The organism is Streptomyces sp. NPDC085946, assembly GCF_044540485.1.
In the GTDB taxonomy this organism is placed as follows: Bacteria; Actinomycetota; Actinomycetes; order Streptomycetales; family Streptomycetaceae; genus Streptomyces.
In genome coordinates this window covers 135647-158180 of record NZ_JBITSF010000006.1, presented here as the reverse complement: position 1 = coordinate 158180, position 22534 = coordinate 135647, and the positions used below count along the sequence as shown (strand labels likewise).

Here is a 22534-nt window from a genome sequence, read left to right as displayed (position 1 = left end):
GCGGCGAAGGTCACACCTTCGGAGGTGCCGTCGAACCCCTGGGCGTCAGCACCGGCGTCGGGACCGCGTGCGGGCCGGGCCCCTCGCCCGAGATCACCCCGAACAGGGTCCGCGCCACGTCCGCGCCGAAGCCGTGCACGTCGTGGCTCATCGCCGACAGCGTCGGATGGGTCAGCCGGCACAGCCGGGAGTCGTCCCAGGCCAGCAGCGACACGTCGTCGGGCACCCGCAGCCCCATCTCGGCCGCCACCGACAGCCCGGCCACCGCCATGATGTCGTTGTCGTACACGATGGCCGTGGGCCGGTCCGGCGGCACGGAGGTCAGCAGGGAGCGCGTGGCGCGGGCGCCCGCGTCGCCGGAGAAGTCCGTGGCGACCTGCCGGGCCCCGGCCAGCCGCAGCGCGCGGGCGGCCCGGTCGAACGCGGCCGTGCGGATCGCGGTGTGCCCGAGGACCGCCGCCCCGCCCACCCGGGCGATCCGCCGGTGCCCGAGCGCCGCCAGGTACCGCACCGCGTCGGTGACGGCGGTGGCGTCGTCCGTCCACACCGAGGTCAGGCCGCCGGTCAGCGACGGGTGCCCGACCGCGACCGCCGGCAGCCCGAGCCGCTCGGCCGCCGCCGCCCGCGGGTCGTCCGCGTGGAAGTCGACCAGGATGGACCCGCCGATGTGCCGCCCCCGCCACCACGCCTCCAGGAGCCCGGCCTCCTCCTGCGGGCTGCGCACCAGCCGGAGCAGCAGCGAGCAGGAGCGCTCGACGAGGACGCTCTCCACGCCCGAGACGAACTCCATGTAGAACGGCTCCAGGCCGAGCATCCGCGCGGGCCGGCAGACCGCCAGCCCCACCACGTCCACCCGCGACCCGGCCAGCGACCGGGCGGCGAGGCTCGGCGCCCAGCCCAGCTCCCGCGCCGCCCGGAAGATCCGCTCCCGGGTCGCCTCGGACAGGCCGGGCCGGTGGTTGAAGGCGAGGGACACCGCCCCCTTGGACACGCCGGCGCGGGCGGCGACGTCCTTGATGGTGACGCGCGGGGGCGGCGTCGACGCCATCAGGCGGGCTCCACGCAGAACAGGGCGGCCCGGGCGGCGGCCGCGTCCGGGGTCCGCCAGCCGCGCACCCCGATGGTCACCCGCTCGCCGGGCAGCAGCGTGACGAGCCCTCGGTCGGCTCGGGCGTCCGGATCCAGCCGGTCGGCCTGGAGCAGCAGGTCCCGCACCAGGGTGCGGGCCGTGACCGTGATCCCGACGCCGGGCTCCAGCGCCACGTCGAACTCCGGCCGCGGATAGGGGATCTCGCGGTCGGGCGCGGGGAAGTACAGCGCCCGCAGGCCGCCCCCGCTCCCGGCCTCCCCCGGGCGGGAGGACCCCGACGCGTCCGCGACCAGGAACTCGTCCGGCCCGGCGGGCAGCAGCGAGGGGGGCACCGCCACCGTGCCGACCGCACGCCGGTCCACCATGAACCGCTCGCCCGCCCCGCCGAGCACCCTGCCGTCGACCGCCATGCGGCGCAGCTCCACCTCGCCGCTCCAGGCCCGCCCGGACTGGTTGACGAGGGCGAGCTCCAGCCCGTCGCCGTGCCGGCGGACGGTGGCCAGCCGGTCCGCGTACAGCCGCTTCAGCTCGTGGTACAGCGGCTTCTCGCGCCCGTCCCCGTCGATCACCGCCCAGGAGGTGACCGGCCAGCAGTCGTTGAGCTGCCAGACCACGGTCCCGGCGCACACCGGCCAGTGCGACCGCCAGTGCTCGATGCCCGCGGCGACCGCCCGCGCCTGGTTGACCTGCATGAGGTAGTGCCAGCGGTCGAAGTCCTTCTCCGGCACCGCGAAGTGCCGCGCGAGCCCGCGCTCCAGCTTGCCGTTGCCGTCGTCCGCCTTCTGGTGGTGCAGCATGCCGGGGGAGTCCGGCGCGAGCTCCTCGCCGGGCAGCGCCCGGCGCAGGGTGGCGTGGGCGGGCGGCGCCTGCCAGCCGAACTCGGCCACGAACCGCGGCACGCTCAGCCGGTAGTCCGCGTAGTCCTGCCGGTTCCACACCTCCCACGAGTGGTGCGTGCCGTGCGCCGGGTCGTTGGGGTGGTGGCGCCAGGACCCGGACCACGGGCTGCCCGCCGTGTACGGCCGGGTGGGGTCCAGTTCGGCCACCACCCGCGGCAGGACCCCCAGGTAGTACCCCTCGCCCCAGGAGTCCCCGGCCAGCCGCGGCTCCCACCCCCAGTCCCGGAAGCCCCACAGGTTCTCGTTGTTGCCGTTCCACAGCACCAGCGAGGGGTGCGGCATCAGCCGGACGACGTTCTCCCGGGCCTCCGCCTCCACCTCGCCGCGCAGCGGCTGCTCCTCCGGGTAGGCCGCGCACGCGAACGGGAAGTCCTGCCAGACCAGCAGCCCCAGTTCGTCGCAGACGTCGTAGAAGTCCTCGCTCTCGTAGATCCCGCCGCCCCACACCCGTACGAGGTCCACGCCCGCCTCCGCGGCCTGCGTGAGGCGCTCGCGGTAGCGGTCGCGGGTGATCCGGGCGGGGAAGACGTCGTCGGGGATCCAGTTGACGCCCCGCGCGAAGAGCCGCTCGCCGTTGACGACGAGGGCGAAGCCGGTGCCCGCGGCGTCCGGCGCGGTGTCCAGCCCGACGGTGCGGAAGCCGACGCGCCGCCGCCACACGTCCAGCACCTCGTCGCCGTGCAGCAGTGTCACCTCGACGTCGTACAGCGGCTGCCCGCCCTGGCCGCGCGGCCACCACAGCTCGGCGTCCGGCACCCGCAGCCGTACGACCGCCCCCGTCCCGTCGACCTCCGCGCGGGCCGTCACCCCGCCGGCCGTCGCCTCCACGGCCAGCGGCGCCTCGACCCGGGTCCGCTCGACGTCGACGGCCAGCTCCACCCGGCCCGCGCCGTCCTCCACCGTGACCAGCGGACGCACCCGGGCGAAGCGGGCCGTCGACCAGTGCTCCAGGCGCACCGGCCGCCAGATCCCGGCCGTCACCAGGGTCGGCCCCCAGTCCCAGCCGAACGAGCAGGCCATCTTGCGGACGTACTGGTAGGGCTCGGCGTAGGCGGCGGGCCGCTCGCCCAGCTGCCCGCGCACGGCCTCGGCCTCGGCGTAGGCGGAGACGAACCGCACGGCGAGCCGGCCGCTCAGCCCGGTCACGTCGAACCGGTGGGAGCGGTGCATGTTGCGCACCCGGCCCAGGGGCCGCCCGTCGAGCGAGAGCTCCGCGACCGTGTCCAGCCCGTCGAAGACCAGGTCGGTCTGCTCGTGGGCGGAGCCGGCCGCCAGGTCCGTCTCGTACGTCCAGTCGCGGCGGCCCACCCACGCCACCTCGGCCTCGTTCCGCCCGAGGAACGGGTCGGGGATCAGCCCGGCGGCCAGCAGGTCGGTGTGTACGCATCCGGGCACCTCGGCCGGAATCGGGTCCCCGGCCCCGTCGGGGTGGCGCAGCACCCATCCCTCGGTGAGCGGTGTGACCTGCAGCATGCCCACTCCCTAAACCGGTTCATGCCGATGCTCGGCAACGTTTTGGCATCCTTGGCGCAATAGAGACTTTACCGGTTCAATAATCGGCTGCCAGAGTGCCGAACCAGCCAACCCGCAGTGCTCGTCCGTCCCACGAACGGAGCTGACGCACATGAACCGCCGCACGGCACTCGCCGGACCGCTCGCCGCCCTCGCCCTGCTGGTCACCGCCTGCACCGGCACCGGAGGAACCTCCCGGGGTGCCGACGCCGAGGCCCCCGACGACCCCGCCGAGGTCAGCGGGACCATCACGGTCCTCACCCACCGCACCGACCTGGTGCAGGACGGGACGATGAAGAAGTACGCCGCCGCGTTCAACAGGACCTACCCCAAGGTGAAGGTGGAGTTCGACGGCCTCACCGACTACGAGGGCGAGGTCAAGATCCGCATGAACACGGAGAACTACGGCGACGTCCTCATGATCCCCGCGGTGATCGAGAAGAAGGACTACCCGAAGTTCTTCGCCTCGCTGGGCAGCAAGGACGAGCGCGCCGGGAAGTACCGCTTCACCGACTACTCCACCGTCGACGGCAAGGTCTACGGCCAGAGCCCGATCGGCGTCGTCCCGGGCTTCGTCTACAACAAGAAGGTGTGGCGGGACGCCGGGGTCACCGACTGGCCCACCACCCCGGCCGCGTTCCTCGACGCCCTCCAGGCCGTGAAGGCCGGGACCGACGCGGTGCCGTACTACACCAACTTCAAGGACATGTGGCCGCTGACCCAGTGGACCAACGTCAACGGCTCCGTCAGCTGCGACCCCGGGGCCACCACGAGGCTCGCCGAGGGCGACCCGTGGGCCGAGGGGGCCGACCTGCGGGTCGCCGACACCCTGCTGTACGACATCGTGCGGCGGGGCCTGGCCGAGAAGGACCCGACGACCACCAACTGGGAGGCGTCCAAGTCCCGGCTGGCCAAGGGCGAGATCGCCACCATGTGGCTCGGCTCCTGGGCGGTCGTCCAGCTGCGCGCCGCGGCCGAGCAGGCGGGCACCGACCCCGGCGACATCGGCTTCATGCCCTTCCCCGCCCAGCGGGACGGCGCGTTCTGCGCGGTGACCTCCCCGGACTACCAGCAGGCCGTCAACATCCACTCCGACCACAAGACCGCCGCCCGCGCCTGGATCGACTGGTTCACCGACGAGTCCGGCTACGCCGAGGCCAACCTGGCCCTGTCCCCGCTCAAGGACGCCCCGCTGCCGGACGTGCTCCGGCCGTACCAGGACGCCGGCGTGAAACTCCTCGACCTCGACGACACCCGGGGCGCCGAGGTGAAGTCCATCGACAACCGGTCCGAGATCGGCATCTACAAGCCCGACTACCGCCAGGAACTCGTCGACCTCGCCCGCGGCGCGCGCAAGGGCGGCCTGGACGGCTTCCTGGACGGCCTCGGCAAGCGCTGGAACGAGACGCGAGCGGACCTGGGGTCCTGATGGCCGACACCACCCGCAGGGCGGCGCGGCCGGTGACACCGGCCGCGCCCGCCGGGCCCGGACCGGCCCCCGCCCCGCGCCGCGCCCGGCGCCGGCGGCCCGTGACGCCCTGGCTGTTCCTGCTCGCGCCGCTCGCCCTGCTGATCGTCTTCACCTACGCGCCGATCGTGAACATGGTCGCGTACAGCTTCACCGACTGGGACGGCGTGAGCCCCGAGCTGCACTACACGGGCGCCGAGAACTACGCCGAGATCTTCACCCGCCCCCAGCTGTTCGAGGTGTTCTTCGTCAGCGGCTACTACCTGGCCGCGTCCGTGGTGCAGATCGCCGCCGCCCTCTACTTCGCGACGGTCCTGAGCTTCGACGTCCGCTTCCGGAACTTCTTCAAGGGCGTGCTCTTCTTCCCGTACCTCGTCAACGGCGTCGCGATCGGCTTCGTCTTCCTGTACTTCTTCCAGGACGGCGGCACCCTCGACTCGATCCTGCGCCTGTTCGGGCAGGACACCGACCGCGCCTGGCTCGGGACACCGGCCTCGGCCAACGTCTCCCTCGCCGGCGTCTCGGTCTGGCGCTACCTGGGCCTGAACTTCGTGCTGTTCCTCGGCGCGATCCAGTCCATCCCGGGAGAGCTGTACGAGGCGGCCGAACTGGACGGGGCGGGCCGCTGGCACCAGTTCCGGTACATCATCGCCCCGGGCATCAAGCCGGTGCTGTCCCTGACGGTGATCCTGTCCGTCTCCGGCTCGCTGTCGGTCTTCGAGATCCCGTACGTCATGACCGGCGGCGCCACCGGCACCGAGACCTTCGTGATCCAGACCGTGAAGCTCGCCTTCCAGTTCAACAAGACGGGGCTCGCCTCGGCGGCCGCGGTCGTGCTGCTGCTCATCATCCTGGCGGTGACCTGGCTCCAGCGCCGCCTGGTCCCGGACGAGAAGGTGGACCTCGTATGACGCGCCGTGCCGTGGCCCGCGCCCTGGTGTACCTGTCGCTGGTCCTCGCGACGGTGGTCGTGCTGCTGCCGCTCGCCGTGGTGTTCCTGACGTCCCTGAAGTCCGCCGGGGAGATGGCGGACGACGGCGGGGCGCTCTCGCTCCCCGACGACCCGCTGCACCTCGGGAACTACGTGACGGCCTTCCAGGACGGCCGCATGCTGACGGCGTTCGGCAACACGGCGCTGGTGCTGGTCGTCGCCGTCGGCGGGACCGTCCTCATCGGCTCGATGACCGCCTACGCCATCGACCGCTTCACCTTCCGGTTCAGGAAGCTGGTCGTGGCCCTGTTCCTGGTGGCCGCCCTGGTGCCCGGCGTGACGACCCAGGTGGCGACCTTCCAGATCGTCAACAGCCTCGGCATGTTCGACACCCTCTGGGCGCCGATCCTGCTCTACATGGGCACGGACATCGTGTCGATCTACATCTTCCTGCAGTTCATCCGCTCGATCCCGGTCTCCCTGGACGAGGCGGCCCGCCTGGACGGCGCCAACGCCTTCACGGTCTACCGCAAGATCGTCTTTCCGCTGCTCCGGCCGGCGGTCGCGACGGTCGTGATCGTGAAGGGGATCACCGTCTACAACGACTTCTACATCCCGTTCCTCTACATGCCGTCCGAGGATCTCGGCGTGATCTCGACGTCCCTGTTCCGCTTCAAGGGCCCCTTCGGCGCGCACTGGGAGACGATCTCGGCCGGGACGGTCCTGGTCATCCTGCCGACCCTGATCGTCTTCCTGCTCCTGCAGCGCTCCATCTACAACGGCTTCATGCGAGGCGCCACGAAGTAGCCCCCGCACCGCCGGGACGTGCCCCGGCGGTGCGGGCGCGGGGACCACACGGCAGGTCCCCACGGGAGCGGGAACCACGCGACAGGTCCCCGCGCCCCCGCGGCCGCCGCACGACCCCCGCAGCCGCGACGCTCAGACGCCCTGCCCGGCCTTCGCCAGCGCGGAGACGAGAACGGGGGTGACCTGCTCGACCTGCCAGGCCCTGGCCCCGTACCCGGCGAGAGCCGCCCCGACCGACGCCGCGTCCGGGGACGCCGGCGGCTCCCAGCACAGCCGCCGCACGGTGTCCGGCGCGATCAGGTTCTCCTGCGGCATGGCCAGCCGCTCGGCCAGCTCGGACACCGCCGCCCGGGCCGCCGACAGGCGCGCCGCGGCCGCGGGGTCCTTGTCGGCCCACGCCCGCGGCGGCGGCGGCCCGGTCACCGGCTGCCCCGGCGCCGGCAGCTGCGACTCGCTCAGCGCCCTGGCCCGGTCCACCGCCGCCTGCCACTGCTCCAGCTGCCGCCGCCCCATCCGGTGGCCGAAACCGTTCACCGCGGCGAGCGCGTGGGCGGTGGCGGGCAGCGCGAGCGCGGCCTCCACGATCGCCGCGTCGGACAGCACCTTGCCCGGCGAGACGTCCCGCCGCTGCGCGATCCGGTCCCGCGTCTGCCACAGCTCCCGGACGACGGCCAGCTGCCGGCGGCGGCGGACCTTGTGCATGCCGGACGTACGCCGCCACGGGTCTTTGCGGGGCTCCGGCGGCGGGGCCGAGGCGATGGCGTGGAACTCCTGCCGGGCCCACTCCAGCTTGCCCTGCCGGTCGAGCTCCTTCTCCAGCGCGTCGCGCAGGTCGACGAGGAGCTCGACGTCCAGGGCGGCGTAGCGCAGCCACGGCTCGGGCAGCGGGCGCGTCGACCAGTCGACGGCCGAGTGACCCTTCTCCAGGACGTAGCCGAGCACGCTCTCCACCATCGCGCCCAGGCCGACCCGCGGGAAACCGGCGAGCCGTCCGGCCAGCTCGGTGTCGAACAGCCGCGTCGGCACCATGCCTATCTCGCGCAGGCAGGGCAGGTCCTGGGTGGCCGCGTGCAGCACCCACTCCGCGCCGGACAGCGCCTCGCCGAGGGCGGACAGGTCGGGACAGGCCACGGGGTCGACGAGCGCCGTGCCGGCGCCCTCGCGGCGCAGCTGCACCAGATAGGCGCGCTGGCCGTACCGGTAGCCGGAGGCGCGCTCGGCGTCGACGGCGACGGGGCCGGACCCCGCGGCGAAGGCGGCGATCACCTGCGCGAGGGCGGCCTCGTCGGCGATGACGGGCGGAATGCCGTCGCGGGGTTCGAGCAGGGGGATCGGCGCCTCCGTAGCAGAAGATCCGTCGTCGTCCGGAGGAGCGCCTCCGGTGGTTCGCAGTGAACTGTCTGCTGCGGTCTCGTGGGCGTCGGTCACATGTCAAGAGTATCCGTGCGGCGACGGCACCCGCCGACGGAACGTTCCGTCGACGGGCACCGGAGGGTCGTAAACCAGTCAGCTCGGGGGTGCAACGGGTTCACGTTCAGGAGGGGGCGCGCTCGCGGGATCGGCGGTCGATCCCGTTCACGGCCGTGAAGGGGCACGTGCGGGGGTGGTCGGATTCGGTCAGTGGATGATGCCCGTCCGCAGGGCCACCGCGACCATGCCGGCGCGGTCGCCGGTGCCCAGCTTGCGGGCGATGCGGGCGAGGTGGCTCTTGACGGTCAGCGCGGACAGGCCCATGGAGACGCCGATCGCCTTGTTGGACTGGCCCTCGGCGACCAGTCGCAGCACCTCCACCTCGCGGCCGGACAGCTCGCGGTAGCCGCCCGGGTGGCTCGGGGCACCCGGGGGGCGGCGGTGCAGGCGCGCGGCGGCGGCGCCGAGGGGAGCGGCACCGAGCCGGGTGGGGAGCCCGACGTTGGTGCGGGTGCCGGTGACGACGTAGCCCTTCACTCCGCCCGCGAGGGCGTTGCGCACGGCGCCGATGTCGTCGGCGGCGGAGAGGGCGAGCCCGTTGGGCCAGCCCGCGGCGCGGGTCTCCGACAGCAGGGTGAGGCCGGAGCCGTCGGGCAGGTGGACGTCCGCGACGCAGATGTCGCGGGGGTTGCCGATGCGGGGACGAGCCTCCGCGATGGACGAGGCTTCGATGACATCGCGCACACCGAGCGCCCACAGGTGGCGGGTGACGGTGGAGCGGACGCGCGGGTCGGCCACGACCACCATGGCGGTCGGCTTGTTCGGGCGGTAGGCGACCAGGCTTGCGGGCTGCTCGAGGAGAACGGACACCAGGCCTCCTGGGGTGCGGGACGGCTTTCAAGGTCACAGTCGTCTTCGGCACCAAACCTGCGGCCCTTTAGGGGAAGATCACGATTTAGTGAGTAACAATCTGTGCAATTCGGACATGCGGTCGATCGTTCGGTGAACATTCCGGTTCGTTCGAGTGACGTTCCTGACTGGAAGTGGCCGTATCGACAAAGAGACGGTCAATGGGGCTGTGGTCCGCGCCGCTGGGGCAGGGTCACCACCGAGGCGTCCCCCGGCCCGGCCGGCGGCAGCCCCGCGACCTGGGCGAGCAGGTCGCACCAGGCGGCCAGGTGCGCGGCCGTGTCCGGGACCCCGCCCAGCCCCTCGCGGGGCGTCCAGGACGCGCGGATCTCGATCTGCGAGGCCGCAGGGCGCGCCGCGAGCCCGCCGAAGTAGTGCGAACTCGCGCGCGTGACGGTGCCGCTCGGCTCCCCGTACGCCAGCCCGCGCGCCTGGAGCGCCCCGGTCAGCCACGACCAGCACACCTCGGGCAGCAGTGGGTCCGTGGCCATCTCCGGCTCCAGCTCCGCGCGCACCAGCGTCACCAGACGGAACGTGCCCCGCCAGGCCTCGTGCCCGGCCGGGTCGTACAGCAGCACCAGACGGCCGTCGGCCAGGTCCTGGTCGCCGTCGACGACCGCGGCCTCCAGCGCGTACGCGTGCGGGGCGAGCCGCTGCGGCGGGCGCGTCGGCTCCACCTCGATCTGGGGCCGCAGCCGCGCCGCTCTGAGCGCGTCCACCGCGGCCCGGAACGGCAGCGGTGTGGTGCCCGCCTGCCGCAGGTCGTCCTCGGTGTCCCTGGATTCGTCCATTCCGCCGTCCGACGGTCGTCCCTGAGCCGCAGCCATGCGGGGAAGATTAAGGGGAACGGGGGTCCGGCGCCGGGCAAGACACCCGGGGGGACGCACCCCGGCGGCCCGGTACCCGGGGCGTACCGCCGCGGGCGCCGTGCGAAACTTGCGGTCGTGAGTGCCAACGGAAGCCCTTCGGGCCAGCAGCCGACCGCGACGTACGACAGTGCCTTCCTGAAGGCGTGCAGGCGCGAGCCCGTGCCGCACACGCCGGTGTGGTTCATGCGGCAGGCCGGGCGCTCGCTGCCGGAGTACCGCAAGGTGCGCGAGGGCATCCCGATGCTGGAGTCCTGCATGCGGCCCGAGCTGGTCTGCGAGATCACGCTCCAGCCGGTGCGCCGCCACCACGTGGACGCGGCGATCTTCTTCAGCGACATCGTCGTCCCGCTCAAGGCCATCGGCATCGACCTCGACATCAAGCCCGGCGTCGGCCCGGTCGTCGAGCGGCCGGTCCGTACCCGCGCCGACCTCGCCCGGCTGCGCGACCTGACCCCCGAGGACGTCTCCTACGTCACCGAGGCCATCGGCCTGCTGACCCGCGAGCTCGGCCCCACCCCGCTCATCGGCTTCGCGGGCGCGCCGTTCACCCTCGCGAGCTACCTCGTCGAGGGCGGCCCGTCCCGCACGTACGAGAACGCCAAGGCGATGATGTACGGCGACCCGGAGCTGTGGGCCGACCTGCTCGACCGGCTCGCGGAGATCACGGCCGCGTTCCTGGAGGTGCAGATCGAGGCGGGCGTCTCCGCGGTCCAGCTCTTCGACTCCTGGGCCGGCGCGCTGGCCCCCTCCGACTACCGCCGCTCGGTGCTGCCGGCCTCCCGCAAGGTCTTCGAGACCGTCGCCCCCCACGGCGTGCCCCGCATCCACTTCGGCGTCGGCACCGGCGAGCTGCTGGGGCTGATGGGCGAGGCCGGCGCGGACGTCGTCGGCGTCGACTGGCGCGTCCCGCTGGACGAGGCGGCCCGCCGCGTCGGCCCCGGCAAGGCGCTCCAGGGCAACCTCGACCCCACGGTGCTGTTCGCCACCCCGGAGGCGGTCGAGGCCAAGACCCGCGAGGTGCTGGAGGCCGCCGCGGGCCTGGAGGGCCACGTCTTCAACCTGGGCCACGGCGTCATGCCGTCCACCGACCCGGACGCGCTGACCCGCCTGGTGGAGTACGTCCACACGAGCACGGCCCGCTGACGGCGGCGCCGCCGGTCCCCGGCCGGCGGCGGTCAGTATCCGTGCCGGTGCCGCGCCTGCCTGCCGAACAGCAGCCCGCGCGGCTCGGGCGGCGGCGGGGTGCCGGGCCTGAGCGGCCAGGCGATCAGCATCCCCGCCACGAACCCGACGACGTGCGCCGCGTACGCCACGGTGCCGGCGTCGGAGACGCCCTCGCCGGACGAGTACACCGCCTGCAGCGCGAACCACAGGCCCAGCACGATCCAGGCCGGCAGCCGCAGCGGCAGGAAGACGAGGAAGGGCACCAGGACCCACACCCTGGCCCTCGGGTACAGCACCAGATAGGCGCCCAGGACGCCGGCGACCGCCCCCGAGGCGCCGATCAGCGGCTCGGAGGAGCCGGCGTTCAGCAGCGCGAAGCCGTACGACGCCGCGTAGCCGCAGACGACGTAGAACAGCGCGAAGCGGACGTGGCCCATGCGGTCCTCGACGTTGTTGCCGAAGATCCACAGGAACAGCATGTTGCCCAGCAGGTGCAGCCAGCCGCCGTGCAGGAACATCGCCGTCAGGACGCTGAGTTCCGGCGACTTGTCGTAGCCCGGCGGGCCGAGCACGCAGCCCGGCCCCTGCGGGCCCACCCCGGTGCCGCCGGTGGGCACCAGAGGCGGCATCTCGTGGTGGATCAGCTCGCGCGGCACCACCGCGTACCGGTCCAGGAACGCCTGGAGGTGGCACAGCTGCGCCAGGCTGCTCTCGCCCGCGACGGAGCCGGCCAGGCCCGGCGTGAACAGGAACACGGCGACGTTGACGGCGAGCAGCGCGTACGTCACCCAGGGGGTGCGCCGCACGGGGTTCACGTCATGGACCGGGATGACCACACCGCACTTGTGCCCCCGATGCCACCGGCGAACCGGTGAACGCGGCCGCCGGGGCGCGCGTATGTGTCCTCGACGTCCGCGGCACGGGGAAGCGGGTCGCGGGGCCGACGTGAGGAACAGGCGATGAACGACCGAGGTACTCCTCAGATGCACGCGCTGCCCGACGGCGAGGCGGAGCTCTCCCTGGTGGTGCGCCTCCCCTGGGAGGACGTCGGCCGCCTCGGCCAGGACGCGGGGCGGCTGGCCGCGCAGCTGGGGCGGCCGGTGACGCTGGACGAGGCGGTGAGCCACCGGCTGCGGTCCGCGCGGGTCGCGGCGCACGCGAAGCCGGCGGGGGAGCAGCCGCCGCCGGCGGTCACGGCGGCGGCGTCGGTGTCGTCGCTGCCGTCGCGTCCGCCGGCCGAGCAGGCCCGGCAGGCGATCGACCGGATCAACGGGACGGCGGGGACGGCGGGGACGGCGTAGGGGGCGCCGGCGACGGGGCCGACCGGCCCGGGCCCGGACGCCGCGGGGGCGCGGGCTGCCCGGTGGGCGCGGGTCGTGGGGGCCGGTCGTGGGGTTCCCCGCGCCGCTTGGGGGTGGTGCGGGACGTGTCGGTGGGGGTGTGGTGGTCGGGTGCGGCGGCTGGGCGCCGCGGGGGCGCGGGCTGCCCGGTGGGCGCGGGTCGTGAGGGCCGGTCGTGCGGTTCCCCGCGCCGCTGGGGCGTGCCGCGGCCCGCGCCGGCCGGTCACGTTCCGCGCAGCGGGGTCACCGCGCGCCGTCCGCGATCGCCCTCGCCGCCTTGCGGGCCGCGACCTGGACCGGGTCCCACACCGGGGAGAAGGGCGGGGCGTAGCCCAGGTCCAGGGAGGTCAGCTGGTCGACCGTCATGCCGGCCGTCAGGGCGACCGCGGCGATGTCGACGCGCTTGCCCGCGCCCTCCCGCCCGACGATCTGCACGCCGAGCAGCCGGCCCGTGCGGAGCTCGGCGAGCATCTTGACGGTCATCGGCGCCGCGCCCGGGTAGTAGCCCGCGCGGCTGGTCGACTCGACGGTGACCGCCTCGAAGCGCAGGCCCGCGCGGCGGGCGTCCTTCTCGCGCAGGCCGGTGCGGGCGATCTCCAGGTCGCAGACCTTGCTGACGGCCGTGCCGACCACGCCGGGGAAGGTGGCGTAGCCGCCGCCGACGTTGGTGCCGATGACCTGGCCGTGCTTGTTGGCGTGGGTGCCGAGGGCGATGTGCCGCTCCTGCCCGGACACCAGGTCGAGGACCTCGACGCAGTCGCCGCCCGCCCAGACGTCCTCGTGGCCGCGCACCCGCATCGAACGGTCGGTGAGCAGGCCGCCGTGGGCGCCCAGCGGCAGCCCGGCCGCCGCGGCGAGCTCCGTCTCGGGGCGCACGCCGATGCCCAGCACGACGACGTCCGCCGGGAACTCGGCGTCCCGGGTGGCCACGGCCCGCGCCCACCCGTCGTCGCCGGTGCGGATCCCGGTCACCTCGGCGTCGTTGACCATGGTGATGCCCATGCCCTCCATGGCCCGGTGGACCAGCCGGCCCATGTCCGGGTCGAGGGTCGCCATGGGCTCCTTGCCGCGGTTGACGACCGTCACCTCGTAGCCGCGGTTGATGAGCGCCTCGGCCATCTCCACGCCGATGTACCCGGCGCCGACCACGACCGCCCGGCGGCCACGGGTGCGTGCCAGCGTGTCCAGCAGGGCCTGGCCGTCGTCCAGGGTCTGCACGCCGTGCACCCCGGGGGCGCCGGCCCCGGGCATGTCCGGGCGGATCGGGCGGGCACCGGTCGCGATCACCAGGCGGTCGTACGACGTCCAGGACTCGGCGCCGGAGTCGACGTCCCGCGCGCGGACCCGCCGCCCGGCCAGGTCGATCTCCGTGACCTCGGTGCGCAGCCGCAGGTCGATGCCGCGCTCACGGTGCTGCTCGGGCGTGCGGGCGACGAGCCGGTCCCGGTCGGGGACGTCGCCGCCCACCCAGTAGGGGATGCCGCACGCCGAGTAGGAGGTGAAGTGGCCGCGTTCGAACGCCACGATCTCCAGCTCGCCGGGGTCCTTCAGACGGCGGGCCTGCGACGCCGCGGACATCCCCGCGGCGTCGCCGCCGATCACCACCAGTCGTTCCCCGGCACCCCGCCCACGGCTCATGCTCATGCGGACACGCTACGGGGACCGGGCCGCCCGGCCCCACCCGCCCGGCACGATCCGGCCTCAGTCCCGCCCGCCGGTCTCCCGCGTCCGGCCGGGCTCCGGGGCCGGGTGGGCCGCCGGCGGCGGGCCCGGCACGCCCGTCGCGGGCACGGCCTCCCGGCGGCGCGGCAGCCGGCGGCGCACCACCCGCAGCCACACCAGCCAGACCAGCGCCGCCACCGCGGCGAACGGCAGCACCGCCCCGACCGCCACCGCCAGCCAGCGCAGCATCGTGACGAACGCGTCCCAGCCGCCCGCCAGCGCGTCCGTGAAGCCCGGGCCGCCGTCGTCCTCGGCGGCCTTCTTCACCGGCGTCCCGGTCAGCGAGAGGGTGATGGTGGCCAGGCTCGTGCGGTCCTTCAGCGACGCCTGCCGGGCGAGCAGCGCCTCCAGGTCGGCCTGGCGGGAGCTCAGTTCGCCCTCCAGCGTCACCACGTCGCTGAGTTTGGTCGCCCGGTCCATCAGCTCGCGGATGCGGGCCACGCTGGCGCGCTGCGACGCGATGCGGCTCTCCACGTCGACGACCTGGTCGGTGACGTCCTGCGCCTTCGCGCTGCGCTCCAGGAGCCTGCCCGAGCCCTCCAGGCCGGCCAGGACCTCCTCGTACTCCGCCACGGGCACCCGCAGCACGACCCGGGTGCGTTCGCGGCCCTCCTCGTCCCGGGTGGTGGTCTCGCTGCCGACGAAACCGCCCGCGTTCTCGGCGGCCGTACGGGCCTCGTCCAGCGCCTCGGGCACGTCCTTCACCTGCACGGTCAGCGAGGCGGTGCGGATGATCCGGCCGGCGGTGGCCTTGGGCGGCGCGGTCGCCCTCGCGCCGCCGGCCCGGTCGTCGGCGTACCCGCCGGGGGCGCCCTCCCGCACGCCGGCCCCGGCCTCCGCCGGCCCGGCGGCCTTGTCGGCGGCGCTCCCGCCGGAGTCGCCCGCGCCGCTGCATCCGGTGAGCGCGAGGGCCGCGGCCAGCGCGAGCCCGGCCAGGGCCCGGGCGGGTCGTACGGATCGTGCGGATCGTCGTGTGCTCATGCGGGCATCCCCCGGGGTCGTGGTGACACGGACGCTCCTCCGACGCCCGGGAGGCGCGCGGCGTTGACGCGGAACGGTCCCGAACCGGTCACGGAAGGGACTCGGCGGGGCCGTCCGGCCCCTGCGTGACCGCCGGTGGCGTCTGAGAAGGTGGAGCCATGAGCGGATCACGTAACGGTGCCGGCCGGGTCGTCGTCGTGGGGGCGGGCGTCGCCGGGCTGGCCGCCGCCCACCGGCTGCTGCAGCGCGGGGCGCGGGTGACGGTGCTGGAGGCCTCCGGCCGGGTCGGCGGCAAGCTGCTGCCCGGGGAGATCGCGGGCGTCCGCGTCGACCTCGGCGCCGAGTCGATGCTGGCGCGCCGCCCGGAGGCGGTCGCCCTGGCCCGCGAGGCGGGTCTCGCCGACCGCCTCCAGCCCCCGGCCACCGCGACGGCCTCGCTGTGGACCCGCGGCGCCCTGCGCCCCATGCCCAAGGGCCATGTGATGGGCGTCCCCGGCACCGCGTCCGCCCTCGCCGGCGTCCTGTCCGACGAGGGGCTCGCCCGCATCGAGCGGGACGCCGAGCTGCCGCGCACGGAGGTCGGCGACGACGTCGCCGTCGGGGAGTACGTGGCGGCGCGACTGGGCCGCGAGGTCGTGGACCGGCTGGTCGAGCCCCTGCTGGGCGGGGTGTACGCGGGCGACGCGTACCGCATCTCGATGCGCTCCGCGGTCCCGCAGCTCTTCCGGGCCGCGCGCACCCACACCTCCCTGACCGAGGCCGTCCGCGGCATCCAGGCCGAGGCGGCCGCCGCCCGGCGGACCGGGCCGGTCTTCATGGGCATCGAGGGCGGGGTCGGCACCCTCCCGCTCGCGGTGGCGGAGTCGGTGCGGGCGCGCGGCGGGGAGATCCTGACCCGCACGCCGGTCACCGCCCTGCGCCGGGAGGCCGACGGCGGATGGCGGGTCGTCGCCGGGGACCGGGTGCTGCGGGCCGACGCCGTCGTCGTCGCCGTCCCCGCGCCGGCCGCCGCCCGTCTGCTGCGCGCCGAGGCCCCCGGCGCCGCCGCCGAGCTCGCCCGCGTCGAGTACGCCTCCATGGCCCTGGTCACCCTCGCCTACCGCCGCACCGGCACGCGGCTGCCCGAGGGCAGCGGCTTCCTCGTCCCGCCGGTCGACGGACGCACCATCAAGGCGTCCACCTTCGCCTCCCGCAAGTGGGGCTGGATCGCCGAGGAGGACCCGGAGCTGATCGTCCTGCGCACCTCCGTCGGACGGTACGGCGAGACGGAGATCCTGCGGCGCGACGACGCCGGGCTGGTCGACGTCTCCCGGCGCGACCTGGCCGCGGCCACCGGCCTGGACGCCACCCCCGTCGCCACCCGGGTCACCCGCTGGGACGACGGCCTGCCGCAGTACCCCGTCGGCCACCACGCGCGCGTGGCCCGCATCCGCGAGGACGTCGCAAGGCTGCCGGGGCTCGCGGTGTGCGGCGCGGTCTACGACGGCGTCGGCATCCCGGCGTGCGTCGCCAGCGCGTACGCCGCCGTCGACCAGGTCCACGGCGACCTGCGCGGTGTGCAGGAGCTCACCGCCCACCCGGTGCAGAGCCTGCACGGCGGAGCGGGAGAATGAGGCCATGAGTGACGACGCCCCCACCACCGCCCCCGAGCGCATCCCGAACAAGGGCAAGCTGGCCAAGGACCTCAACGAGGTCATCCGCTACACGCTCTGGTCCGTCTTCAAGCTGAAGGACGTGCTGCCCGAGGACCGCACCGGGTACGCCGACGAGGTCCAGGAGCTGTTCGACCAGCTCGCCGCCAAGGACGTGACGATCCGCGGCACCTACGACCTGTCGGGCCTGCGCGCCGACGCCGACGTCATGATCTGGTGGCACGCCGAGACCAGCGACCAGCTCCAGGAGGCGTACAACCTCTTCCGCCGCACCAGGCTGGGCCGCGCGCTCACGCCGGTCTGGTCGAACATGGCGCTGCACCGCCCCGCCGAGTTCAACCGCTCGCACATCCCGGCGTTCCTCGCCGACGAGACCCCCCGGGACTACGTCAGCGTCTACCCCTTCGTCCGGTCCTACGACTGGTACCTCCTGCCGGAGGAGGACCGCCGCCGGATGCTCGCCGACCACGGCAAGATGGCCCGCGGCTACCCGGACGTCCGCGCCAACACGGTCGCCTCCTTCTCCCTCGGCGACTACGAGTGGATCCTCGCCTTCGAGGCCGACGAGCTGTACCGGATCGTCGACCTCATGCGCCACCTGCGCGCCTCGGAGGCCCGGCTGCACGTGCGCGAGGAGGTCCCGTTCTTCACGGGCCGCCGCAAGTCCGTGGCCGACCTGGTCGCCGGACTCGCCTGACCGGCGCGGTGAGCCCCGTGGCACGGGGCTCACCGGCCCGGCCGGCCGCCGGCCCCGCCGTCCGGCCGCTCAGTCCCACGCCTCCCGCGCGCCGTCCCCGCCCGTCAGCCGCCCGGTCCGCGCGTGGGCGAAGGCGGCCCGCAGGTCCGGCTCGCCGACCGCGCGGACACCGCGTACGGCGACGGCGGTCAGGTACGCACGGTCGTCGCCCGCGCTGCGGGCGCTGCGGGCCAGCGCGTCGAGCAGCCGCTGACCGGCGGGGGAGGCCCGGCGCGCGTACGGGTGGACCTCCATCCGCGCGATGGCCAGGCAGCTCAGCGTCAGGACCAGGGGCAGCGCGAACCACAGGGCGACCAGGTGGCGCGGCAGGTCCGCCGGGACGGGCGTCAGCAGGGCGGCCGTCCCCAGGACGGGCACGGCCAGCGCCGCGAACCGCACCTGGCGGACCGCGTCCGCGACCGTCGTACCGGACCCGTCGGGCACGGCGAGGCCCGCCCTGACGAGGTGGTCCGCGAGCCCGCGCACCGGCTCCGCCGCCGCGGCGGCGGCGCGCACCGGCGCGAGGCGGGACTGGCCCTGCGGCCCGATCGCCGCTATCACCGACCGTTCCATCGCGTCCCGGCCGCACGGGTCGACGACCGTCGCCCAGCCGGTGCGGGCGAGCAGGAGCCGGCGCCGGCGCGCCATGGAGACGAGGGTGACGTCGGCGACCCGCCGGGGGCCGCCGGAGAGGAACGCGGCCTCGTACAGCGTCAGTTCACGGTCCCGGACCGTGGACCCGCCGTCGTCGTCCGCGGTCGCGGTGCGGGCGGCGGCCAGGCACAGCCGGGCGCACGCCGTGCCGGCGACGACCCAGGCCGGCAGCAGGAAGAGGACCCAGAGCATGACTTGTTTGTAGGCGACACGGTCATGACGGCACCATGCCTCGTTCACCATGCGGACGAGTACGGCCGGAAAGTGACGTTCCGTTTGCCGCGGCCCCGGCCGTCACCGCCGGGCCAGCACCCGTCGTGTCGCCTGCGCGAAGCGCAGGACGGGACGGGCCGAACGGGGCCGGGACCCCGCGCGCTCCCGCCACCACTCCCGCACGTCCCGCCGCACCCGCGCGTCCTCGATCCGCCCGGCCGTCAGCAGGTGCCCGGCGAAGTCCAGCGCGTCGCGCCGGTAGCCGCCGTTCATCGGGTGGGCCTGGGCGTAGGCGAGGAAGGCGGCCCGGTAGTCCCGGCCGAGGAGGACCGGCAGCTCGGGGGCGACCTTCGCCACCACGTCCGCCCGCTTCGCGGCCAGGGCCCGGGCCTGCACCCCGACCCGCACCCGGTCGAAGCCCTCCGGCACCGGTGTCCCGCAGGCGAGCGCCGACAGCAGCGCGGTCTGCGCGAGGGCGAGCCGCTGGCGGGCGGGCTCGACGGCAGCCGGGTCGCACGGCGCGGCGACGACCGCCTCCGGCCCAGCCGGGGCACCCGCGCCCGCCGCCTCCCGCCGCGCCGCCCCCTTGTCCAGAGCCGTCCGGATCGCGTCCAACTCGCCCTCCAGCACGGCGGGTTCGGGGAAGTTCTCGTCGCGCTCCAGCAGCACTCCGGGCGGCGAGAAGCGGGACGCGAGGTCGGTGAGGATGCCGAGGACCGGCTCGGGCACGGGGTGGGCGTGGCTGTCGTGCCAGACGCCGTCGCGTTCGACGCCGCCCGCGACATGGACGTACGCGATGGCCTCCAGGGGCAGTTCGGCGAGCGTCTTGGCCGGGTCCTCGCCGCGGTTGACGTGGTTGGTGTGCAGGTTCGCCACGTCGATGAGGAGCCGCACGCCGGTCCGGTCGGCCAGGTCGTACAGGAACTGACCCTCGGTCATCTCCTCGCCCGGCCACGCCAGGAGCGCGGCGATGTTCTCCACGGCGAGCGGGACGGGCAGCGCCTGCTGCGCGATGCGCACGTTCTCGCACAGCACGTCCAGGGCGTCCCGGGTGCGGGGCACGGGCAGCAGGTGCCCCGCCTCCAGGTGCCGGGACGCCGTCAGCGGCCCGCCCGCCCGTACGAACGCGATGTGCTCGGTGACCAGCGGCGACCCCAGGGCCGCGGCCCGCTCGGCCAGGGCCGTCAGCCGGCCCTCGTCGGGCCGGTCGGCGCCGCCGAGGCCCAGCGAGACGCCGTGCGGCACCACGGTCACCCCGCGTTCGCGCAGCCGCAGCAGGGAGTCGGGGAGGTGCCCGGGGCAGACGTTCTCGGCCACGACCTCGACCCAGTCGATCCCCGGCATGCGCTCCACGGCGTCCGCGATCTCCGGCCGCCAGCCGATGCCCGTCCCCAGTCGCTCCATGGGTCCCCTCCTCCACCTCGCCGGCCGCCGGACCCGTGTGTCCGTCCCGCCCGTCCCCCGTGCGCCGGTCGTCGCGGCGTGTCCGGGTCATCGCCCGCCGGCGCCCCGCCGAACCCTCCTCGGGAGACGTTCAGAGCAACATTTGAGGTTCCGCGCGGAGGCGCCGACGCCGCGCCGGCGCCCTGCCGTGCCGACGGGACCGCGTGCCCGCTCTCGTCCGGCCGGGGGACCTGGGGAGGCCGGTGGCCGGGGTGCGCGGTCGGTCGGCCGGGATGTCCTGTGGCAGGTCCGCGCCCGGGCCGTGACCGTCTCGCCGGGCGGCCCGGGACCGGTCCGCGCGCGAAGGCGCCGATGCCGCACCGAGGCCGTGCCGTTGCCGCGCGGGCGGGACCGCGTGCCGGTCCTCGTCCGGCCGGGGGACTCGGGGAGGTCGGTGGCCGGGGTGCGCGATCGGCCCGCTGTGATGTTCCCGCCCGGCCGCGACCGCCCGGCGGGTCGCCCCGCGCCCCGGTCGGGATCGTCGGCAGGCCGCCCCGCGCCCCGGCCGCGATCGGCCCGTAGGCCGCCCAGTGGCCGGGCCCAGCGCCCATACAGCCAACGCCCCGCACGGCCAACACCCCGCAGGACTGGCACGGTAAGGCCAATGTCCCTCCAGCACTGTCGCGGCAGGGCCGGACGTTCCCGCGGCCCGGCGCCGCAAGGCCGGTGCCCCCGAAGGGTTGGCGTCCCCGCGGGCCCAGTGTCCTCGGAGGGCCGACATCCCCGCAGGCCGAGCGCCCTCACGGCCCGGTGTCCTCACGGCCCGGAGCCCTCCCGGCCCGGCGTCCCCGTGGCCCAGCGCTCTCATGGCCCGGCGCTCCCGTGAACCCAGTGCCCCCGAAGAGCCACTGCCCCAGAACCACCGCCCCAGAGCCTCCCGCAGGGGCCTAACGCCCCCGCAGGGCGGGATGGTCCGCCACCACCGTGCAGGAACCGGGGGCGATCTCGGTGAAGCCCGCGTCGCGGACCACGGGCAGGCCGGAGGCGGTGAGCCGGCGCCAGAGGGCGGGGCCGGGGGTCCGCACGGCCAGCGGGTAGCCCGCGTCGCGCCACGCCGCCCGCTCCTCGTCCGACAGCTCCCACCAGGCCAGCTGCGCGGCGTGCCCCGCCTGGGCCATCGCCTTGCCGGCCGACATGCCGAGCTCCGGGTTGGTCCACAGCACGGGCGCGGACGGGTCCGCGTCCACCGGCGGCTCCGGGTCGTCGAGGTCGGTGCCGGAGACCTGGAGCCGGGCCAGGTCCTTGGGCCAGCCGTCCAGCGGGACCGGCGGGAAGACCCGTACCTCGGCGGACTTGCCGGTGACCGTGATGCCCGGCAGGGCCTCCGCCCGGCGCCACTCGGCGCCGCGCGCCCGCCGCACCACCTTGCGGATCCGGGCGTCCTGCCAGTCGCGCACCGCCTGCGCCCACTCCCCGTCCCCGGCCGACCGCTCGTCGCCGAGCAGCACCAGCACGGCCCGCGCCGCGGTCTCCAGCGCGTCGGTACGGGCGGGCGGCGCGGCCCGCTCGATCCGCACGACCATCGGCAGCACGAACTGCGGTGCCGCGTCGCGCGCGGCGGACTCGGACCGGAAGGGACTGTCGTTCACGGGTGTCGGCTGGTCGCTCACGGACCCCAGTGTGCCAGCCGCGTCCCGGCGCGCGGCGCGGTCCCGGGGCGCCGGCCCGCGCGCCCGCCTGCCGCGGCTCACCCCGAGCAGGCGGTGCGCTGGGCCTCCTGCCACTCGCAGACCGGGCACAGGGTGATGCCCTTGTACGACTCCGGGTACTCCGTCGGCTCCAGGCACAGCACGCACCGCGCGTACGGCGGCCCGTCCGCCCGGGGCGGCCTGGCCGTGTCGATCAGGCAGTAGTCGTCCTCGCTCATGCCTCCAGCGTAGGCCGGTCAGCGCGGCGCGCCCGCCGCCCCGATCAGCTCGGACACCTTCACGAAGCGGTAGCCCTGACGGCGCAGCTCGGGGACGACCGTGCGCACGGCCCGCTCGGTGGCGGGGGCGGCGCTGCGCGTGCAGTGCAGGACGACCACCGACCCCGGCCGCACCCCGTCCAGCACCTGCCGGGCGACCGCGTCGGAGTCCGTCGCGAACGCGTCCCCGCCCACCACGTCCCACTGCACGGCGGTGACACCGGTCGGGGTCAGCGCCTTCAGCGCCCGCCGGTCGTGGCAGCCGCCCGGGAAGCGGAAGTACGGCATCGGATCGGGCACCCCCGCCGCGCGGAACGCGGTGTACGCCCGTTCCACGTCCGCCCGCATCCGCTCCCGGGAGACGGTCGGCAGGCCGTAGCAGTCGTCCGTGAACGCGTAGTGGCTGTAGGAGTGGTTGGCGACCTCGAAGAGCGGGTCACGCCCGATGGAGCGGGCCTGGTCCGGGTACTCCTCGGCCCACCGGCCCGTCATGAACACGGTGGCCGGCACCCTCAGCGCGCGGAGGGTCGCGATCAGCCCGGGGTTGTCGAAGCGCTCGCCCGCCGCCGCCCGCGGCCCCTGGTCGGCGGTCATGTCGGCGTCGAAGGTGAGGGCGACGGTCCGGCCGTGCGTGCGGGGGCCGTTGCGGAAGACCGGGGTCAGGCCCGCGGGGCCGGGGGCCAGGGTGGGCGGCTGCCTGGACGGGGGCGCGTCGGAGGGGGCCGGACGGGCGGGCTGCGGGGCCCGGGCGGTGCCGCAGGCGGCGAGGGCGGCGCCCAGGACGCAGACGGCCGCGGCACGGCGTACGGAAAAGATCACGGTATGACG

20 protein-coding genes are annotated in these 22534 nt (G+C 74.9%); 7 read left to right on the top strand and 13 right to left on the bottom strand.

What is annotated here, in order from left to right; translation table 11 throughout:
- Window positions 1–10 precede the first annotated feature (10 nt).
- Together ACIF8T_RS15000 and ACIF8T_RS14995 are read right to left on the bottom strand one after the other, a co-directional pair.
- The gene (locus ACIF8T_RS15000; RefSeq protein ID WP_400034986.1) at window positions 11–1048 is read right to left on the bottom strand and encodes a LacI family DNA-binding transcriptional regulator; all 1038 of its coding nucleotides are present in this window, start codon (window positions 1046–1048) and stop codon (window positions 11–13) included.
- The gene (locus ACIF8T_RS14995) at window positions 1048–3462 is read right to left on the bottom strand and encodes a glycoside hydrolase family 2 protein (RefSeq protein ID WP_400034984.1); all 2415 of its coding nucleotides are present in this window, start codon (window positions 3460–3462) and stop codon (window positions 1048–1050) included. Before ACIF8T_RS14995 ends, ACIF8T_RS15000 begins: the two co-directional genes overlap by 1 nt.
- Window positions 3463–3613: 151 nt before the next feature.
- Between ACIF8T_RS14995 and ACIF8T_RS14990 the strand changes: the two genes are divergently transcribed.
- Genes ACIF8T_RS14990 through ACIF8T_RS14980 form a run of 3 tightly spaced genes read left to right on the top strand, consistent with a single transcriptional unit; the run spans window position 3614 to window position 6707 of the window.
- On the top strand, window positions 3614–4930 hold the full coding sequence (locus ACIF8T_RS14990; RefSeq protein ID WP_400034982.1) for an ABC transporter substrate-binding protein: 1317 nt from the start codon (window positions 3614–3616) through the stop codon (window positions 4928–4930).
- Window positions 4930–5880: a carbohydrate ABC transporter permease gene (locus ACIF8T_RS14985; RefSeq protein WP_400034980.1), complete on the top strand. Its 951-nt coding sequence runs from the start codon at window positions 4930–4932 to the stop codon at window positions 5878–5880. The genes ACIF8T_RS14990 and ACIF8T_RS14985 overlap by 1 nt, the downstream gene beginning before the upstream one ends.
- Window positions 5877–6707, top strand: coding sequence for a carbohydrate ABC transporter permease (locus ACIF8T_RS14980; protein WP_400034978.1), 831 nt, complete (start codon window positions 5877–5879; stop codon window positions 6705–6707). The genes ACIF8T_RS14985 and ACIF8T_RS14980 overlap by 4 nt, the downstream gene beginning before the upstream one ends.
- Before the next feature lie 132 nt (window positions 6708–6839).
- Here ACIF8T_RS14980 and ACIF8T_RS14975 read toward each other — a convergent pair whose 3' ends face one another.
- From ACIF8T_RS14975 to ACIF8T_RS14965, 3 genes are all read right to left on the bottom strand, one after another.
- The gene (locus ACIF8T_RS14975) at window positions 6840–8135 is read right to left on the bottom strand and encodes a ribonuclease D (protein WP_400034976.1); all 1296 of its coding nucleotides are present in this window, start codon (window positions 8133–8135) and stop codon (window positions 6840–6842) included.
- A gap of 189 nt (window positions 8136–8324) precedes the next feature.
- Window positions 8325–8987 carry a LuxR C-terminal-related transcriptional regulator gene (locus ACIF8T_RS14970; protein ID WP_400034974.1) on the bottom strand — a complete coding sequence of 221 codons (663 nt, stop codon included), beginning with the start codon at window positions 8985–8987 and terminating at the stop codon, window positions 8325–8327.
- Between the two features lie 197 nt (window positions 8988–9184).
- The gene (locus ACIF8T_RS14965) at window positions 9185–9853 is read right to left on the bottom strand and encodes a DUF3000 domain-containing protein (RefSeq protein ID WP_400034972.1); all 669 of its coding nucleotides are present in this window, start codon (window positions 9851–9853) and stop codon (window positions 9185–9187) included.
- Window positions 9854–9970: 117 nt separating this feature from the next.
- Here ACIF8T_RS14965 and hemE point away from each other — a divergent pair, with 117 nt between their 5' ends.
- Complete coding sequence (gene hemE / locus ACIF8T_RS14960; RefSeq protein ID WP_400034970.1) at window positions 9971–11038, top strand: uroporphyrinogen decarboxylase; 1068 nt, start codon at window positions 9971–9973, stop codon at window positions 11036–11038.
- 32 nt (window positions 11039–11070) lie between these two features.
- Here the strand turns inward: hemE and ACIF8T_RS14955 are convergent, their stop codons facing one another.
- Complete coding sequence (locus ACIF8T_RS14955; RefSeq protein ID WP_400034968.1) at window positions 11071–11895, bottom strand: rhomboid family intramembrane serine protease; 825 nt, start codon at window positions 11893–11895, stop codon at window positions 11071–11073.
- Between the two features lie 123 nt (window positions 11896–12018).
- Here ACIF8T_RS14955 and ACIF8T_RS14950 point away from each other — a divergent pair, with 123 nt between their 5' ends.
- A complete protein-coding gene (locus ACIF8T_RS14950) occupies window positions 12019–12360 on the top strand; it encodes a hypothetical protein (RefSeq protein ID WP_400034966.1) in 342 nt (113 codons plus the stop codon).
- Between the two features lie 282 nt (window positions 12361–12642).
- Here ACIF8T_RS14950 and ACIF8T_RS14945 read toward each other — a convergent pair whose 3' ends face one another.
- Window positions 12643–14043, bottom strand: a complete 1401-nt coding sequence (locus ACIF8T_RS14945) for an FAD-dependent oxidoreductase (RefSeq protein ID WP_400034964.1) — start codon at window positions 14041–14043, stop codon at window positions 12643–12645.
- Between the two features lie 57 nt (window positions 14044–14100).
- A complete protein-coding gene (locus ACIF8T_RS14940; protein WP_400034962.1) occupies window positions 14101–15102 on the bottom strand; it encodes a DUF4349 domain-containing protein in 1002 nt (333 codons plus the stop codon).
- Between the two features lie 158 nt (window positions 15103–15260).
- Between ACIF8T_RS14940 and hemG the strand changes: the two genes are divergently transcribed.
- Entirely contained in the window at window positions 15261–16715 is a 1455-nt protein-coding gene (gene hemG / locus ACIF8T_RS14935; RefSeq protein ID WP_400034960.1) for a protoporphyrinogen oxidase, read from the top strand.
- Window positions 16716–16719: 4 nt separating this feature from the next.
- Entirely contained in the window at window positions 16720–17451 is a 732-nt protein-coding gene (hemQ, locus tag ACIF8T_RS14930; protein ID WP_400034958.1) for a hydrogen peroxide-dependent heme synthase, read from the top strand.
- Window positions 17452–17520: 69 nt separating this feature from the next.
- Here hemQ and ACIF8T_RS14925 read toward each other — a convergent pair whose 3' ends face one another.
- The 5 genes from ACIF8T_RS14925 to ACIF8T_RS14905 all read right to left on the bottom strand — a co-directional run bounded on the left by ACIF8T_RS14925 (window position 17521) and on the right by ACIF8T_RS14905 (window position 22525).
- Window positions 17521–18336 (bottom strand): TIGR04222 domain-containing membrane protein, encoded by an 816-nt coding sequence (locus tag ACIF8T_RS14925; protein WP_400034956.1) that lies wholly within the window; start codon window positions 18334–18336, stop codon window positions 17521–17523.
- A gap of 102 nt (window positions 18337–18438) precedes the next feature.
- Window positions 18439–19761, bottom strand: a complete 1323-nt coding sequence (locus tag ACIF8T_RS14920; RefSeq protein WP_400034954.1) for a DUF692 domain-containing protein — start codon at window positions 19759–19761, stop codon at window positions 18439–18441.
- A gap of 926 nt (window positions 19762–20687) precedes the next feature.
- The gene (locus ACIF8T_RS14915) at window positions 20688–21410 is read right to left on the bottom strand and encodes an aminoacyl-tRNA hydrolase (protein ID WP_400034952.1); all 723 of its coding nucleotides are present in this window, start codon (window positions 21408–21410) and stop codon (window positions 20688–20690) included.
- Between the two features lie 77 nt (window positions 21411–21487).
- The gene (locus ACIF8T_RS14910; RefSeq protein ID WP_400034950.1) at window positions 21488–21667 is read right to left on the bottom strand and encodes a hypothetical protein; all 180 of its coding nucleotides are present in this window, start codon (window positions 21665–21667) and stop codon (window positions 21488–21490) included.
- A gap of 18 nt (window positions 21668–21685) precedes the next feature.
- Window positions 21686–22525 (bottom strand): polysaccharide deacetylase family protein, encoded by an 840-nt coding sequence (locus tag ACIF8T_RS14905; RefSeq protein WP_400034948.1) that lies wholly within the window; start codon window positions 22523–22525, stop codon window positions 21686–21688.
- Between the last annotated feature and the right edge of the window lie 9 nt (window positions 22526–22534).